Genomic DNA, 16,239 nt, shown 5'->3' on the forward strand with positions numbered 1-16,239 from the left:
ATACAAACTTTAATGAGCTGTAAATATAATGATTTTGAGACTCTTTTTTGTTGATAACTTCTATGAAAAAATGTTGATACTTATCAATTTTGGAACTACTTTTGGATAAAATTATGATACAAATTATAACACACTTTTAACAATATGAATTTTGACCGCCTGAAAGAAAAGCTTGAAATCCTTGCTGATGCAGCGAAATATGATGTTTCATGTTCATCAAGCGGCGGAACAAGGAAAAATAAAAAAGGGGCTTTAGGAGACAGTTCTGTAAGTGGAATTTGCCATACCTATACGGAAGACGGAAGATGTGTTTCCCTGCTTAAAGTTTTATTGACCAATCATTGTATTTTTGACTGCGCCTACTGCGTTTCAAGAAGCTCAAATGATATAAAAAGGGCAGCTTTTACCGTTGAGGAAGTTGTAGATCTTACCATTAATTTTTATCGAAGAAATTATATCGAAGGACTATTCCTAAGTTCAGGAATTTTCAAAAACGCAGACACTACCATGGAGCGACTGGTACGGGTAGCCAAAAAGCTCCGTTTAGAAGAAAATTTTAACGGCTACATTCATTTGAAATCGATTCCGGGAGCCAACGATGGACTGATGCAGGAAGCAGCATTGTATGCGGACCGGTTATCCGTTAATCTGGAAATCCCTACCGAAAGCGGATTGAAATTATTGGCTCCTGAAAAAAACAGGCAGGATATGATCAGCCCGATGCGGTATATTCAGAAAGGGATCCATCAGTATGAAGATGAGAAAAAGATTTTAAAGAAGGTTCCCAAATTTGCTCCGGCGGGACAGTCTACCCAGATGATTGTGGGCGCTACCAATGAAAACGACTTACAAATTATTAAAGTAGCAGATCATTTTTATAAAAACTTTAATTTAAAAAGGGTCTATTATTCCGGTTATGTTCCTGTACTGGAAGATAAAAGACTTCCTTCGCTGACCACAGAAGTCCCTATGCTCCGGGAGAACCGTTTGTATCAGTCTGACTGGCTGATGCGATTTTATGGTTTTAAAGCGGAAGAAATTTTAGATCCTAATGTTCCGTTTCTTGATTTGGAGGTAGATCCGAAATTAAGCTGGGCATTACGACATCTGGATCAATTTCCTGTAGATATCCAGACGGCCGATTATCATATGATTTTAAGAATTCCCGGAATCGGTGTAAAATCTGCACAAAAGATCATCAGTGCAAGACGTTTTCAGATTTTAAATATGGATCATTTGAAACGGCTTGGAGCAGCTGTCAACAGAGCAAAATATTTTATTGACTTCAATGCAGGAAATGCCTATTTAAGATATCTGACGGATAAGAATTTGAGAAAATTACTGACAGGCGGAAGTTCTTCCAAATTTCACAATCAGTTTTCACAACAATTGAGCCTTTTTTAATACAAACAAAAATGACTACCCTACTTTACGACGGAAGTTTTGACGGCCTTTTCACAGCAATATTTGAAGTTTTTGAATACCATTATCAGAATGTGGAAATCATCAGAAGAGAAAATTTTCATCAGGAAAATATTTTTGCGGAGATCCACGAGGTGATTACACAGACTGAAAAATCCGGACGGGTTTTACATAAGATGGAAAAAAATATAGGTAAGCGGGGAATCCGTCAATTACTGAAAGTTTTTTTATCCGGCGATACAGAAAGCGAACCCTTAATTCTATCAGCTGTAAAACAAGCTGTTCAGCATCCGGAAAATAATATATTAGAAAATTTTGCAGATCCGGATATCCTAAAAATCTCTAAAATCTGTAAATCTGTAGATCGGGAAAGCCATCGAATGACAGCTTTTGTCCGGTTTGAAAAAATGCAGGACAACCTTTTTTTTGCCCAGATAGATCCTGATTTCAATGTGCTCCCACTGATCCGAAAACATTTTAAAGATCGTTATCAGGACCAGAAATGGATGATTTATGACCGGCACAGAAATTACGGAATTCTGTATGATCTGGAAGACTGCGACTTTTTTTATCCGGACGTACCCCTCAGTTTCAATCAGTATCAACAACAGTTTCATGATGATGAAAAAAATTATCAGATACTTTGGCAACGGTATTTTACAAAAACCAATATTGCCGAAAGAAAAAATCTTAAGCTGCATATTCAGCATGTTCCCAGGAGGTACTGGAAATATTTAACAGAGAAATGGTAGAAAAATCATCTCATTGTGGATAACCTCATAACCTGGCGTATACATAATAACAGAAACGCCGGATAATAAAGATTAAATACTATTTTACAGGTAAATATAACATATGAATAAGTATCACTTCTGTGTGGATAACTTTTTTTATAAATGAACCAAAATCTCAAGTAAACCTATTGTAAAAGCTACTAAAAAACATATAAACCAGTGTTATACAAAAACATAAAAAACACAACATCAGATAAAAGAGCATTGTGGATAACTTTTCAGACATAAATTGTATAGATCTATATCAACCCCCTTTTCCAGAAATATTTACTGATCCCGGAAACCTTACACTAGAAACCAATCCTCATGGTGACATTGTGGATAACTTTTTTTCATCAGACTTCGTGCTGATTGATTTAAAAACCTTCCAGGAACCAACAAAAACAGACCTCTCATTTTCAGCTCATTAAAAATCAACACAGTCAACAATTCCATATTGTGGATAACTTTTTCCACTCTAAAACCATCGTAGATATGTTCCGGTTTATTTTTTAATGATGCTGCGAAATTTGCAGAAGAAATCAATCTACAATATGACTTTGTGGATAACTTTTTTTTATCAGATTTTATATGAATTTACGTAAACCCTTTTTCTGACTAATAAATCAAATTACTTATTTACAGATCATTAAAAATAACACCAATCAACAATTCCATATTGTGGATAACTTTTTTCAGTCAAAAAATAGCCGGAATCTGTTCCGATCTTTCTACTGAAATTCCTGTGAAATGGATGAGAAGAACGAATCCACTTTCCGACTTTGTGGATAACTTTTATTTACGAATAGTCCGCAATGCTCTTTTGACGATATACTGTGTCTCTTTTGTCTTACTTTCCCGAAGCCATTCATTACAAACTTCCACCACAAATTCCGGCTGTGATTTACCGGCATCATTCAGCCAGTTTCCAACACTGTTCTGTACATATCTTGAGGGATCTGATCGTAAAGGTCCTAAAATATCCAGCCCAAGACCCGGGTTTTGTTTTAATTCCTGAATATGCTCACACCAGACTCCCCTAGGTCTTGTGGATTCACTGGCAAAGCGCCTGATATTTTCATTTTCACTGGTCGTCCACTTTAATAAAACGGATAAACGAAACCAGAAACATCCTTCATAAAAGCCATGTTTCTAGGCGGTTTTTAAAATGTAACCGCATAGGATTGTAAGTTCCCGTATCTTAAAAATTTTGTCAGTTTTGAGATTACAATGACGGGACCTTCTTTTTTTATTGTTCATCATCTAAAAATGATCATATTTGTAATCGAATCAAATGAATATGAAAAAAATTATTCCCGGAATGATGATGATGATCATTATTGCATCAGGCTGTACCCAAGATAAGAACTTTCCAAATCTCACTCCCCACGAAACAAAAAATCAGGTACGTGAAACTTCGGTAGAGATCCATAAAGATAAAAATACTGTCAGAGAAAGATTCTCTCCACCAAAAGATTATTATTGGCAGGAAGAAAAGCCTGATTCTTTCGGCTATTTTATTGAACATTTTACGTTGAAACCATATGGAAGTCAGATTTTACGGTATGATGGTATTCCTATTTCTACACAATATCTTCATGAAGCTGTTTTTGATATTGATACCGGAGATAAAGACTTACAACAATGTGCTGATACGGTGATCCGAATGAGAGCCGAATATTTATATAAGATAAAAAGAGCAAATGACATTGCATTTCATTTCACCAGTGGAGATCTGCTGAGCTGGAACGACTACCAAAACGGGACAAGAGCTTTTGTAAACGGAAATGCTGTAAGTTTCAGAAAAACGGCAGGATTTGATAGTTCTTATCAGAATTTCAGAAATTATCTTGATCTTATTTTTAATTATGCAGGAACGATTTCATTAAACGAAGAGACAAAACCGGTCATCAAAAATGCTGATTTAAAATCCGGAGATATTTTAATTACTCCCGGAAGTCCGGGACACGTGGTATTCATTGCCGGAGTCTCTAAAAATAAGGATGGGAAAAAATTATTTTTACTGGCTGAGGGGTTTACTCCGGCTCAGTCTGTACATATTCTTTCCAATCCGTTTTGTAAAAATATTTCGCCATGGTATGATCTGGATATCCATGCTCCGGAAATCAAAACAGCACGGTACATTTTTAAACCTACAAACTTCAGAAGCTTTTAATCATTTATATTCAAAACTATTGGAAACTTACTGCTATAATCTGAACTTGTTTTTGTAAATTTGTGTTCGAAATTTTTTACTAGATGAAAGAGAGTGCTGTAAAAAAGATTGCAGTTCTTACTTCAGGAGGAGACTCTCCGGGTATGAATGCTGCATTAAGAGCGGTGGTAAGAACCGCCAATTACTATAATATCGAATGTTACGGAGTAAGGGAGGGCTACAATGGTCTGATCAACAATGATTTCCTGAAAATGGGAGCCCGTTCCGTAAAAAATATAATCAACCAGGGCGGAACGATTCTAAAATCTGCCAGATCCGCTGAATTCAGAACAAAGGAAGGCCGTCAGAAAGCATACGACAATTGTGTAAAGCTGGGAATAGACGGATTGGTATGTATTGGTGGAGACGGAACTTTCACCGGTGCTAAGATCTTCAGTGAAGAATTCGGAATCCGAGTAATTGGTATTCCGGGAACTATCGATAATGATATTTTCGGAACAGACAATACAATCGGTTATGATACCGCATTGAATACTGCAATGGATGCTATTGATAAAATTCGTGATACGGCAACTTCTCACAATAGGGTTTTCTTTGTGGAAGTAATGGGTCGTGATGCAGGCTTTATCGCTTTAAACAGTGGATTAGCAGCTGGTGCTCTGGATATTCTGATTCCTGAAAAAAAGGATAGTGTTGATGAGCTTTTTGTGAAATTCAGAAACGCAGAGAAAACAGGAAAATCATCCAGTATTGTAGTGGTAGCAGAAGGTGAAAAACTAGCTAATGTTTATGATCTTGCAGAGAAAACAAAGCAGACGTTCCCGGATTATGATATTCGTGTCGCCATTTTGGGACATATGCAGAGAGGAGGTTCTCCCAGCTGTGCAGACAGGGTTTTGGCAAGCAGATTAGGTTACGGTGCCGTAACAGGGCTAATGGAAGGACAGACCAATGTAATGGCAGGAATGCGTTCCAATGATTTAACGTATACACCTATAGAAGAAGCCATTAAAAAACATAACGAAATCAATAAAGATCTTTTACTGATTTCAGAAATTTTAGCAATCTAATTATTTTTATAATCTAATAAAAACAAACTATTATGTCAACAATTAAAGTAGGTATCAACGGTTTTGGTAGAATTGGACGTCTTGTTTTCAGAGCAATGACTGAAAGAGACAACATTGAAGTTGTAGGAATCAATGACCTAATCAATGCAGAATACATGGCTTACATGTTAAAATATGACTCTGTACACGGTATTTTCCCAGGTGAAGTTTCTGTAGAAGGGAATGATCTTGTGGTGAACGGAAAAAGAATCAGAGTAACTGCAGAAAGAGATCCAAACAACTTAAAATGGAATGAAATCGGTGCAGATTATATCGTAGAATCTACAGGTCTTTTCTTATCTAAAGATACTGCTCAGGCTCACATCAATGCAGGTGCAAAAAAAGTAATTCTTTCTGCTCCTTCTAAAGATGATACTCCTATGTTCGTAATGGGTGTAAATCACAAGGAACTTACTGATGATATCAAAATTTTATCCAATGCTTCTTGTACTACAAACTGTTTAGCGCCTTTAGCTAAAGTAATTCATGATAAATTCGGAATCGTAGAAGGTTTAATGACCACTGTACACGCTACAACAGCTACTCAGAAAACAGTTGACGGGCCTTCAGTAAAAGACTGGAGAGGTGGTAGAGCTGCTCTGAACAACATCATCCCTTCTTCTACAGGTGCTGCTAAAGCGGTAGGAAAAGTAATTCCTTCGTTAAACGGAAAATTAACGGGTATGTCTTTCAGAGTACCTACAGTAGACGTTTCTGTAGTTGACCTTACGGTAAGATTAGAAAAAGCTACATCTTACGATGAGATCTGTGCGGCTATCAAAGAAGCTTCTGAAGGTGAATTAAAAGGAATCTTAGGATATACTGAAGATGCAGTAGTATCTCAGGACTTCGTAGGAGATAAGAGAACTTCTATCTTCGACAAAGACGCTGGTATTATGCTTTCTCCAAACTTTGTAAAACTTGTTTCTTGGTATGACAACGAAATGGGATATTCAAACAAATTGGTTGATATGCTTGTACATGCTGCTTCTTTATAATCAGTAATCAGCAATACTAATAATAAAACCTTCCCGATGGGAAGGTTTTTTTGTTTTGATTATACAGGACAAACGGCTCCAATACCTTTCTGAAGAAAGTACTTGATAATGATCTTTACTAAAGATTTGATAAAAACTCCCAAAGGAATAATCTGTCCTATCGCTTCTAAGATAAAATCAATAATTTTACCAAAAACACTATCTTCCCTTACGATGGAACAGAATATTTCTTTCAGTCTACTCCACAGCCCCTGTAGATTAATACTTTCGACTGTTAAAGCGGTGAAATGCATATTACTTACTAAAAACACTTCCGCTTGTTCTTGGGTATAGGAAATGTAAAGCTGTGCCAACGCATTTTGGGCATCTTGTTCTGTAACGTCTCCCTGGCCTAATCCTTCGGTAAGAACCTCATTTGAATATACAGACAGGTCTACTAATTTCATGTTTTCATTTTTTATTAACATGGCTTAAAATTTTATGGGTTGTTACAAAGTTTCAAAAACTGTCAAAGTGAAACAATTACCCTTTCGGGTGATTTAAGATCATAGAATATCATCGCATCATAACTGACAAAACTCACACTTAATTTTCAGCATAAAACTTGTACTTTTATCTGTCATGGAACGAATACCGCTACAACCCCGTTTTAAAGATTTCCCTCATTTCAGAAATTTCTGGGAAAACGGCAATGGAAAACAGCTCATTGAGTTTTCCGGAGCTGAAGTGAGTTTTAAAAACTTTGAACAATATTCCTCTTTCTTTTATCATACTGATGAAGCCGGTGATGATGTTGTAAAAGAGGTTTATTGTACCAAAAACTTCCAGGAGGCATCCAGAGAAATTGAACATTATATCCGGAATGGAGTTACAGAAACCGATGCCGTTCCTGAAAGTGTAAAAAAATTATTCTTTCAAACCCAAAAAATTCCCGGGTGGCTGAATCGCGATCTGCTCAAAAGTGGGGCTGAACTATGCATGAGAAGCAATCTCGACTCTCTAATTTCATTAAGGGATTATTGCTTAATCGGGGGATATGATTATGCTTATCTTAACAAACCTCTGATTGCAACGGAAGCCCTGAAAAAAGGGGCTGTAAAACGTCTTTCAGAAACACTGGATTTCTGGGTAAATGCAACACGTTATCATGCATTGGAGCTTCATGCAAAAGGATATGAATTTGCTATAAAAACACGTCTGATCCATTCTTACGCAAGACTTTCCATCAAAAAACATTATCAGGACTGGGATACTGAAAATTGGGGTGAGCCTATTAATTCCTGGGATATGATGGCCACTTATATAGGCTTCAGTCTCGTTTTCCTTCACAGTCTTCAAAAATTAGGAAATACCTTTTCTGCTGAAGAAGAACAGGGAATTTTTCATCTATGGAAATATGTAGGTTATCTCTTGGGTATTCCGGAGCAGCTTCTTCCTGATGATAAAAAGCAAGCTACGGAATATTTTTATTTATGGACTTCCATTCAACCTCCTTCTGACAAAGACTCTGTTCTGCTGGCTCATTCTTTATTAAATGAATCCCTGGAAAATCCTATTTTAAAATTTGAATTTCAACGGAAAAACCTAAGATATCTTCATATCTGCTGTACGTGGTTTCTTCTGGATGATGAAGTCTGTAAAAGACTTAAAATTCCTGAAGTTTCCAATAAAAAATTATTTCCAAACTCAAAAATACTCTTCAATAAGATTTACGATAAACTTGTAAGCCGTAATTCCAGGATAAAAAGAGGAAATAAAGATCAGATGAAAGTACTGGAAGACTATCTGAATATCACCAAAAATTCAAATTTTCATTAGAAAAAAGATCCTATTGCCGGAGTTTATTTTCCTTCGTCTTATCTGCATCCAGTTTTCTGTACCTTATATTCCAGATCAGATACAGTAAAAATAAGACCAGCCAGACGCCAATGACAGCACCTGTGAAAATTCCTGCGATGGAAGGATGAAGATAATTCGGTTTATAGAAAAGCCTGTCAAGGGTTGTAAATTTCTCTTTCAGGCTGTTTCTTTCATATGTATTTCGTATGGCATTCAGAGGCTCCTGCTGATGGTCACGGTAATAAAAGACATCTTTAGTCAGGTCTTTGGGAATGATCTGTGTTTCGATATTATATTTTTTAAAAAGGACATCCAGCTTCTGGAACGAAGAAAGTAGTGAGTCCTGGCTATATTGGTAAAGCAGATTATATCTTTTGACTGCATTCTTATATTGTTGTCTCTGCTCAGGGATTGTATGCAAAGTGGAAAACAGGTTTTTGTTTTCAAGAAAAATACACATCTTTTCATCATATTCAGGATTTACTTCTACTCCTTTAAATACAATTTCGGTACTATCCCCTATCTTCTTTTTAGAAATAATCCTTTTCTCCAGCTCATGGGCATCAAGCCCAAAAAGATCAAATACTAATTTCGTTTTATTACTTATTTTTTTATGATCCGCACTTAGCATTCTTAGGGTATCAATACTATAATACCTGGATTCTGTTGAATAATAATCCTTATTCTCCGGATCATAATATATCGTATCCCTCTGTTCAATCACAGGATAAGGTCTGGGATATAAAATATTTTCAGGATTAAACAGTTTCTCCGAACTATAGGAAGTATAGTTGTATAAAAAAGGTTGTAAGACGTTCAACAATGTTTTGTCTTTATTAAGATCCTTTTCAGGCAGGTCAGTTCGCAGTTTTGCATTTAATCCCAGGCTGTAACTGATGAAAAAAGTCAGGGATAAGAAAGACACCAATAAAAGGATAATACCCATTCCTAAAATTGTTGAGCGCTCATTTCTTTTTGATGAATGGTTTTTAAGGAGAATAATAACGAAGAAAAACAAAAAAAAGCCGGATACAAAAAAATGAGAGATCGAGACATCATCATAAAATTTGAATCTGTAAAACTCTGTATACATATCAATTTTTTGAAGACCTTTAAACTTTACATACCCGTAAATAAAGTAAGCCAAATGTATGACAGCTAATACAGCGAAAGCTTTAATCAGGAATCGTTTTAATTTTCTGTCCATAGAATAATCTTTAAAAACAATGTTTTAAGATAAGCATTTTTTTATATCGGGTGGAGAAAATTATGGCAGTACTCATGAATAAGCTGTGAAGACTATAACAACCGGAAATCAGCTCTTCAACACCCACTTCCGGCCTCATATTTTATCTTAAATTTATTTTTTTAACATTCCTCACTTCTATCTTCCACATCTATCTCGTTATGAATGATATCACTCATAAAAATTTATCATTTTTTAACTCTAAAAACAGGTTTCAGGGATAAATAATATTAGCTTTTGATATTTAAATTATGTATTTTTGAGAAATTATTTTAATAGAGATGAGTAACATTGATGATAAGAAAAAAGCACTCGCATTAGTGCTTGACAAGCTAGATAAAACATACGGAAAAGGAACGGTAATGACTTTAGGTGATGACTCTATAGACAATACGATAGAAGTAATTCCTTCCGGTTCTTTAGGATTAGATATCGCATTAGGTATAGGAGGATATCCAAAAGGAAGAATCATTGAAATATATGGTCCTGAATCTTCAGGTAAAACAACATTAACACTTCATGCTATTGCTGAAGCTCAAAAAGCCGGAGGTATTGCTGCATTTATCGATGCCGAGCATGCTTTCGACAGAACTTATGCTGCTAAATTAGGAATCGATTTAGAAAACCTTATTATATCACAGCCGGACAACGGGGAGCAGGCATTAGAAATTGCGGATAACCTGATCCGTTCAGGAGCTATTGATATCGTAGTAATTGACTCGGTAGCTGCCCTTACTCCAAAGGCTGAAATTGAAGGAGAAATGGGAGATTCAAAAATGGGTCTTCATGCAAGATTAATGTCTCAGGCATTGAGAAAACTTACGGCAACTATTTCAAGAACGAAATGTACGGTAATTTTCATCAACCAGCTGAGAGAAAAAATCGGTGTAATGTTCGGAAATCCTGAAACGACTACCGGTGGTAATGCTCTTAAATTCTATGCTTCTGTAAGAATTGATATCAGAAAAGCAAGTGCACCTATTAAACAAGGTGATGAGGCAATCGGAAGCCGTGTTAAAGTAAAAATTGTGAAAAACAAAGTGGCCCCTCCATTTAAGCAAGCTGAATTTGATATCATGTACGGAGAAGGAGTTTCTAAAGTAGGAGAAATTCTTGATACTGCGGTAGACTTAGGAATTGTAAAGAAAAGCGGTTCTTGGTTCAGCTATGAAGAGACTAAATTAGGTCAGGGACGTGATGCGGTAAAAGATGTATTAAGAGACAATCCTGAACTTGCCGAGGAACTGGAAAACAAAGTTAAAGAAGAAATTATCGCTAAAAAGCAGTAATTTTTACAGACGCTATAATAAAAAATCGGCTGAGCCTGGGGCTCAGCCGATTTTTTATTAATTAGGTTTATCATCTGTTAATTCAAATCCCCAGTCTTTTCCTTTTTGGGTGGCCGGAACACCTTTTGTCATCCATACCGGAGCTTTCGCTCCTTTAAGATAATAATCAAAAAACTGCTGTTCACGGATTTGGATATCTTTTCTGTTCTGGCGCTTGATAAGGTTATGATCATCGCCATTATAATTCAGAAGCCATACGGGTTTCCCGAGACGACGCAATGCCGTAAACATTTCAATTCCCTGATACCAAGGCACCGCTCCATCTTTATCATTACTCATAATAACTACCGGGGTTTTCACTTGATTAATTGTAAAAAGCGGTGAATTTTTAATATAAAGTTCCGGAGCTTCCCATAGGTTTTTTCCTAATCGGCTCTGGGATTTTTCATACTGAAACTGTCTGTTCATCCCGGAACTCCATCTGATTCCCCCGTATGCAGAAGTCATGTTAACAACAGGAGCTCCCGTCCAAGCGGCAGCATACATATTGGTATGTGCAATAAGATAGGCTACCTGATAACCACCCCAGCTTTGTCCCTGAATACCTATTTTAGTACCATCTACCCACAAATTTTGCTTCAGCTTTTCAACTCCGGAATTAATATATTCCATTGCAGATTCGCCCGGAAGACCATCGATATAAGAAATATCAGGAGTGAAAACCAAATATCCGTTGCTCACAAAATAAGAGATATTTAATCTTGAAGGGGTCGGAGCCGGTGCTACGTAGCGGTTCAGATTATCAGAAAGTTTTTCATAGAAATAGACAATCATAGGATATTTTTTGTTCGGATTGAAATCTTCAGGTTTGTACAAAACTCCTGTAGATGAATTTCCTTTTGGTGTTGTCCAGTGTACCAGCTCATCAGTCCCCCAATTATAAAGATTTTGCTGCGGATTGGTATTGCTCAGTTTTTGCTGATCTGAAAAATCTGATGTGGCAAAGATATTTGGAGAATCCGCATATGATTCTTTTATCAGAATATACTCCGATGCATTTTTCGCTTTTTGAAGGCTGCGATATCCCCAGACATTTTCTAACTGAATTTTTACGGGATCAGTGTTCGACTGAATAGATGTTTTAAAAATTCCGTTTGCTTTGGATGTATTGTCAAATGCTGACAAATAAACAGAAGACTTCCGGTTTATACTTTTAATATCTTTGTCTAATTGATACGTATCAAATGTTATTTTATTCTTACGTCCAAATCCATTCGTAATATTTCTTGGCTTTTTTGAACCGTTCAGGGAAAATTCCCACAGATCATAACGATCTTTGATAATCACAGATTCATCATTATCCGTCCAGGATGCAATCCCATAAGGATCCGGAAAATCCGGCATATCGAACTGTTCATCAACGAAAGAAACCGGTAAACCGTTATTAAGAGGAAGTGTCTGTCCGGTTTTAACATTATAGCTCAGCCACGCTCCTTTTTCTTTATCAAAAATCACAACAAATTTTCCAAGCGGGGATACGGAAACCGACCCGTCCAGATTTTTAATAATTTCCGTTCTTTTTTCCGTTTTATTATCAATCAGGAAATAGGTTTTCTTTGCCGAACCTTCCCATTGTGAAGAAATACGATTATTTAAACTTGTAATACCAACAACAAAATCCGCATTCCCATCATTAACTAATCGTAAAGTATCCAGATCCACATTATCAATATTTCTAAAGGAATCAGGTTTTTCCGTCTGCATTACCGCAGCATAGGATTTCTTCAAATCGTTTTTTAAATCCTTTAGCTGTACTGTTTGCAGATAATCATCTCTATAATTCCAGATATCTACGACAGCATGATCATTAGCAATCATGGCCGTATCTTTTGCTATAGATTTTGGAGCAACACCAAAATACAGCTGTTTCCCGTTTTTGCTGAATAAAGGTAACCGGTTTTCAGAAACTACCCAATCTTTTCTCATCTGAGCATTCTCATTGGTTACCATTTCTTTTTTGCCACTTTTAAAATTAAAATAATACAGCTGATACAATTTCACTAAATCATTCTGTGCAGAAGCAGTTCCTACAAAGGCAAGCTGATTTCCGTCTTCGTCAAAAGACAATTGCGAAAAATCGCCTTCCATTTCTGAAATTTTAGTGACTGTGCCTTTTTGCAGATCGACAACCTGTACAGTTTGAAATGCATATTTCTTTGGTTTTGATTTGTCAGTATCTTTTTTATCTGAAGATTTTTCGTCTCCTGAGTCCTTATTCTCTTTTTTATCCTTACTGGTTTTCTCTTCCGGCTTTTTAGTCACAAAAGCGAGCTCTTTTCCATTTTTACTGAATTCGTAGCGAATTACATTATCGTATATGGTGCTTTTCCCGTCCAGAAGATTTTTTACCACCAGCTGCAGCGGTTTTGTATTTTTATCATCATCTTTTTCATCTCCGTCTTCTTTATCAGAAGATTCATCAGAAGATTTATCCTTTGTATTTTCCAGAAGATAGGCAACATAAGAACCTGCTTTTTCAGGGATTTTAAAGGCCTTTACATCAGGAATTTTTTCTGTTTTACCGCTTAGCAAATCAACGACAGCAAGACTGTCTTTCGTTAATTTACTCTGTTTAAGCTTCTTATCTTTCACCGCCTTTATATCTTTATATAACGGACGGATCTGAAAAACAGCAAATCTGGAATCATTGGTAAAATCCACTTTTGCTCCTCTTGCAAACTTCCTGGAAGTTTTATTCTTAACGGAGTATAAAAAGAGGTTAGGATTTCCTTCCTGAACATCCACAGAATAGGCAATCCATTTCCCGTCATTTGAGATTTTTCTCGTGCCTATATTTTGCCAGCTGTCATAAACAGAATGGTCTAAAGGCTTTTTTTGCCCAAAGACACAGCAGGTCATCATGAGCAGAATAAAAACTGTACATTTCAACTTCATTTTTAAAAAATTTAAGGATTAAAAGTAAGCTATTTCTTTGACAAATCCATATGACGCACCGGCTTCATCGTAAATCAAAAAGAATGTCATTCTGTCACATTCTTCTTGATGGTATTTTTTTTGAGCAGTATGATGCACAATTAAAATCTAAAATATTATGACTAAAGGAAATATTAATGTATCTGTTGAAAATATTTTTCCCCTTATAAAAAAGTTTCTTTACAGCGACCACGAAATATTCTTGAGAGAGCTTATCTCTAATGCTACTGATGCTACTTTAAAATTAAAACATTTAACAAGTATTGGTGAAGCGAAAGTGGAATACGGAAATCCGAAACTTGAAGTTAAAATTGATAAGGAACAGAAAACGTTACGCATCATCGACCAGGGTATCGGGATGACTGGTGAAGAGGTTGAAAAATATATCAATCAGGTTGCTTTTTCAGGAGCAGAAGAATTTTTGGAAAAATATAAAGACACTGCAAAAGATTCAGGAATTATAGGACATTTCGGGCTTGGGTTCTACTCTGCATTTATGGTAGCTGAAAAGGTAGAGATCCTTACAAAATCTTATAAAGACGAACCGGCAGTAAGATGGATCTGCGACGGAAGTCCTGAGTTTAGTCTTGAAGAGACCACAGACAAAACAGACAGAGGTACCGAAATTATTCTTCATATTGCTGAAGATTCCGTAGAGTTTTTAGAGGAAGGTAAAATTCGTGAACTGTTATTAAAGTATAACAAATTCATGCCTGTTCCTATTAAATTCGGAACCAAAACACATACACTCCCTTTACCGGAGGATGCTCCGGAAGGCAGCATTGCTGAAACGGAAGAAGTAGACAACATCATCAACAACCCGGTACCGGCATGGACTATTGCTCCAAGCGAGCTTACCAACGAGGACTATATCAAATTCTATCACGAATTATATCCAACACAATTTGATGAACCTTTATTCAATATTCACCTGAATGTAGACTATCCTTTCAATCTTACCGGAGTTTTATTCTTCCCGAAACTAAGCAACAATTTAAATATCGATAAAGATAAAATTCAGCTATACCAAAATCAGGTATTTGTAACAGATGAAGTAAAAGGGATTGTTCCAGATTTCCTGATGCTTCTGAGAGGCGTTATTGATTCTCCGGATATCCCGTTGAATGTGTCCCGTTCTTATCTTCAGGCAGATGGTGCCGTAAAGAAAATTTCGTCTTATATCACTAAAAAAGTGGCAGACAAAATGGTTTCTTTAATTAATGATAACCGTGAAGATTATGAGCAAAAATGGAATGACATCAAAGTAGTGATCGAATACGGAATCATCACTGAGGAGAAATTTGCTGAAAAAGCAGATAAATTCACATTATATCCTACAACAGACGGAAAATACTTCCTGTGGAACGAGCTGGTTGATAAAATCAAGCCTTCGCAAACAGATAAAGACGGAAAATTAGTGATTCTGTATGCTACGAATTCTGATGAACAGCACAGCTATATTCAATCTGCAAAAGATAAAGGATATGAAGTCCTTTTATTAGACTCGCCTATTATCTCTCATGTCATTCAGAAACTGGAAACATCAAAAGATAATATTTCATTTGCAAGAGTAGATGCAGATCATATCAATAACCTGATCAAAAAAGACGAACCTGTTATTTCAAAACTCAATGAAACGGAGAAAGAATCTTTAAAAAAGAATGTAGAAGAAGCCATCAAAGATGCAAAATTCACCGTTCAGCTTGAAGATCTTGACAGCAATGATGCTCCGTTCACCATTACTCAGCCTGAGTTTATGAGAAGAATGAAAGAAATGCAGGCAACAGGCGGAGGTAATATGTTTGGAATGGGAGGCTTCCCAGAAATGTATAATCTTGTGGTAAATTCCAATAGTGAACTTTCTAACCAGATCTTAAAAACTGAGAATACTGAGGAAAAAGAAAGCCTAATCAAATACGCTTTGGATCTTGCAAAATTATCTCAAAATCTACTGAAAGGAAAAGACCTGACAGATTTTATACAAAGAAGCTATAAGCAACTTGAAAAATAATAGACCAGAGACTGTTTCATTTTGAAGCAGTCTTTTTTTTATTTGAGAGGTTGGGAAAACGCAAAGACGCAAGGATATTATCTCCGACAGCGTAGAACAGGTGCCACGAATAATCTTATTTACACTGATCATCTACCTGTCGTAAAAAAACCGCACTGTCCAGATATATAATTATATTGAAGATGAAGAGCTGTTTCATATTAATAAAAGAAATTCGTGTATTCATGGCAAAAAGACCTACATAAAATTAACAAAACCCTTTACATTTTTTAACTTCTTTCTCTTCCTAAAAATAATTAACTGTCTACCCAAATACTATTCATATTATAAACCTTTTCATGATCTCCTATTCGCTATTATTACTTTGTTTTATATTTTTTGG

At 36.1% G+C, this 16,239-nt stretch carries 11 protein-coding genes and 1 pseudogene; 8 read left to right on the plus strand and 4 right to left on the minus strand.

The features are described 5' to 3' along the window. Positions 1 to 144 precede the first annotated feature (144 nt). Together JO178_RS16820 and JO178_RS16825 are read left to right on the plus strand one after the other, a co-directional pair. Positions 145 to 1,404: a putative DNA modification/repair radical SAM protein gene (locus JO178_RS16820; RefSeq protein WP_291938361.1), complete on the plus strand. Its 1,260-nt coding sequence runs from the start codon at positions 145 to 147 to the stop codon at positions 1,402 to 1,404. Positions 1,405 to 1,415: 11 nt separating this feature from the next. Beyond that, positions 1,416 to 2,174, plus strand: a complete 759-nt coding sequence (locus JO178_RS16825) for a TIGR03915 family putative DNA repair protein (RefSeq protein ID WP_291938363.1) — start codon at positions 1,416 to 1,418, stop codon at positions 2,172 to 2,174. Positions 2,175 to 2,990: 816 nt separating this feature from the next. Here JO178_RS16825 and JO178_RS16830 read toward each other — a convergent pair. After that, positions 2,991 to 3,305 (minus strand): annotated as a pseudogene (locus JO178_RS16830) (DNA alkylation repair protein); the annotation flags it as partial. Between the two features lie 190 nt (positions 3,306 to 3,495). On the opposite strand from JO178_RS16830, the gene JO178_RS16835 reads away from it, so the two are divergent. From JO178_RS16835 to gap, 3 genes are all read left to right on the plus strand, one after another. Beyond that, positions 3,496 to 4,371 carry a DUF4846 domain-containing protein gene (locus JO178_RS16835; RefSeq protein WP_291938365.1) on the plus strand — a complete coding sequence of 292 codons (876 nt, stop codon included), beginning with the start codon at positions 3,496 to 3,498 and terminating at the stop codon, positions 4,369 to 4,371. An 83-nt stretch (positions 4,372 to 4,454) separates the two neighbouring features. Further along, positions 4,455 to 5,441 (plus strand): 6-phosphofructokinase, encoded by a 987-nt coding sequence (pfkA, locus tag JO178_RS16840; protein ID WP_291938367.1) that lies wholly within the window; start codon positions 4,455 to 4,457, stop codon positions 5,439 to 5,441. Positions 5,442 to 5,473: 32 nt separating this feature from the next. Then, the gene (gene gap / locus JO178_RS16845; protein WP_027373765.1) at positions 5,474 to 6,478 is read left to right on the plus strand and encodes a type I glyceraldehyde-3-phosphate dehydrogenase; all 1,005 of its coding nucleotides are present in this window, start codon (positions 5,474 to 5,476) and stop codon (positions 6,476 to 6,478) included. Positions 6,479 to 6,537: 59 nt separating this feature from the next. Here the strand turns inward: gap and JO178_RS16850 are convergent, their stop codons facing one another. Next, positions 6,538 to 6,924, minus strand: coding sequence for a hypothetical protein (locus tag JO178_RS16850; RefSeq protein ID WP_291938371.1), 387 nt, complete (start codon positions 6,922 to 6,924; stop codon positions 6,538 to 6,540). 175 nt (positions 6,925 to 7,099) lie between these two features. Between JO178_RS16850 and JO178_RS16855 the strand changes: the two genes are divergently transcribed. Then, positions 7,100 to 8,296 carry an oxygenase MpaB family protein gene (locus JO178_RS16855; protein ID WP_291938373.1) on the plus strand — a complete coding sequence of 399 codons (1,197 nt, stop codon included), beginning with the start codon at positions 7,100 to 7,102 and terminating at the stop codon, positions 8,294 to 8,296. A 10-nt stretch (positions 8,297 to 8,306) separates the two neighbouring features. On the opposite strand, the gene JO178_RS16860 is transcribed toward JO178_RS16855, so the two are convergent. Further along, entirely contained in the window at positions 8,307 to 9,524 is a 1,218-nt protein-coding gene (locus tag JO178_RS16860) for a hypothetical protein (RefSeq protein ID WP_291938375.1), read from the minus strand. A gap of 320 nt (positions 9,525 to 9,844) precedes the next feature. On the opposite strand from JO178_RS16860, the gene recA reads away from it, so the two are divergent. After that, positions 9,845 to 10,852, plus strand: coding sequence for a recombinase RecA (recA, locus tag JO178_RS16865; RefSeq protein ID WP_291938376.1), 1,008 nt, complete (start codon positions 9,845 to 9,847; stop codon positions 10,850 to 10,852). Positions 10,853 to 10,909: 57 nt separating this feature from the next. Here recA and JO178_RS16870 read toward each other — a convergent pair whose 3' ends face one another. Next, entirely contained in the window at positions 10,910 to 13,807 is a 2,898-nt protein-coding gene (locus tag JO178_RS16870) for a prolyl oligopeptidase family serine peptidase (RefSeq protein WP_291938378.1), read from the minus strand. A 157-nt stretch (positions 13,808 to 13,964) separates the two neighbouring features. On the opposite strand from JO178_RS16870, the gene htpG reads away from it, so the two are divergent. Then, a complete protein-coding gene (gene htpG / locus JO178_RS16875; protein WP_291938380.1) occupies positions 13,965 to 15,857 on the plus strand; it encodes a molecular chaperone HtpG in 1,893 nt (630 codons plus the stop codon). Positions 15,858 to 16,239: the final 382 nt, after the last annotated feature.

Origin of the sequence: Chryseobacterium sp. (genome assembly GCF_019236175.1) — a bacterium.
GTDB lineage: Bacteria > Bacteroidota > Bacteroidia > Flavobacteriales > Weeksellaceae > Chryseobacterium.

Excerpts from the sequence above, each read along its gene's own strand:
- gap (WP_027373765.1), top strand. The coding sequence starts at position 5,474 with ATGTCAACAATTAAAGTAGGTATCAACGGTTTTGGTAGAATTGGACGT.
- JO178_RS16860 (WP_291938375.1), bottom strand. The coding sequence starts at position 9,524 with ATGGACAGAAAATTAAAACGATTCCTGATTAAAGCTTTCGCTGTATTA.
- JO178_RS16825 (WP_291938363.1), top strand. The coding sequence starts at position 1,416 with ATGACTACCCTACTTTACGACGGAAGTTTTGACGGCCTTTTCACAGCA.
- htpG (WP_291938380.1), top strand. The coding sequence starts at position 13,965 with ATGACTAAAGGAAATATTAATGTATCTGTTGAAAATATTTTTCCCCTT.
- JO178_RS16850 (WP_291938371.1), bottom strand. The coding sequence starts at position 6,924 with ATGAAATTAGTAGACCTGTCTGTATATTCAAATGAGGTTCTTACCGAA.
- JO178_RS16855 (WP_291938373.1), top strand. The coding sequence starts at position 7,100 with ATGGAACGAATACCGCTACAACCCCGTTTTAAAGATTTCCCTCATTTC.
- JO178_RS16835 (WP_291938365.1), top strand. The coding sequence starts at position 3,496 with ATGAAAAAAATTATTCCCGGAATGATGATGATGATCATTATTGCATCA.
- recA (WP_291938376.1), top strand. The coding sequence starts at position 9,845 with ATGAGTAACATTGATGATAAGAAAAAAGCACTCGCATTAGTGCTTGAC.
- JO178_RS16870 (WP_291938378.1), bottom strand. The coding sequence starts at position 13,807 with ATGAAGTTGAAATGTACAGTTTTTATTCTGCTCATGATGACCTGCTGT.
- pfkA (WP_291938367.1), top strand. The coding sequence starts at position 4,455 with ATGAAAGAGAGTGCTGTAAAAAAGATTGCAGTTCTTACTTCAGGAGGA.
- JO178_RS16820 (WP_291938361.1), top strand. The coding sequence starts at position 145 with ATGAATTTTGACCGCCTGAAAGAAAAGCTTGAAATCCTTGCTGATGCA.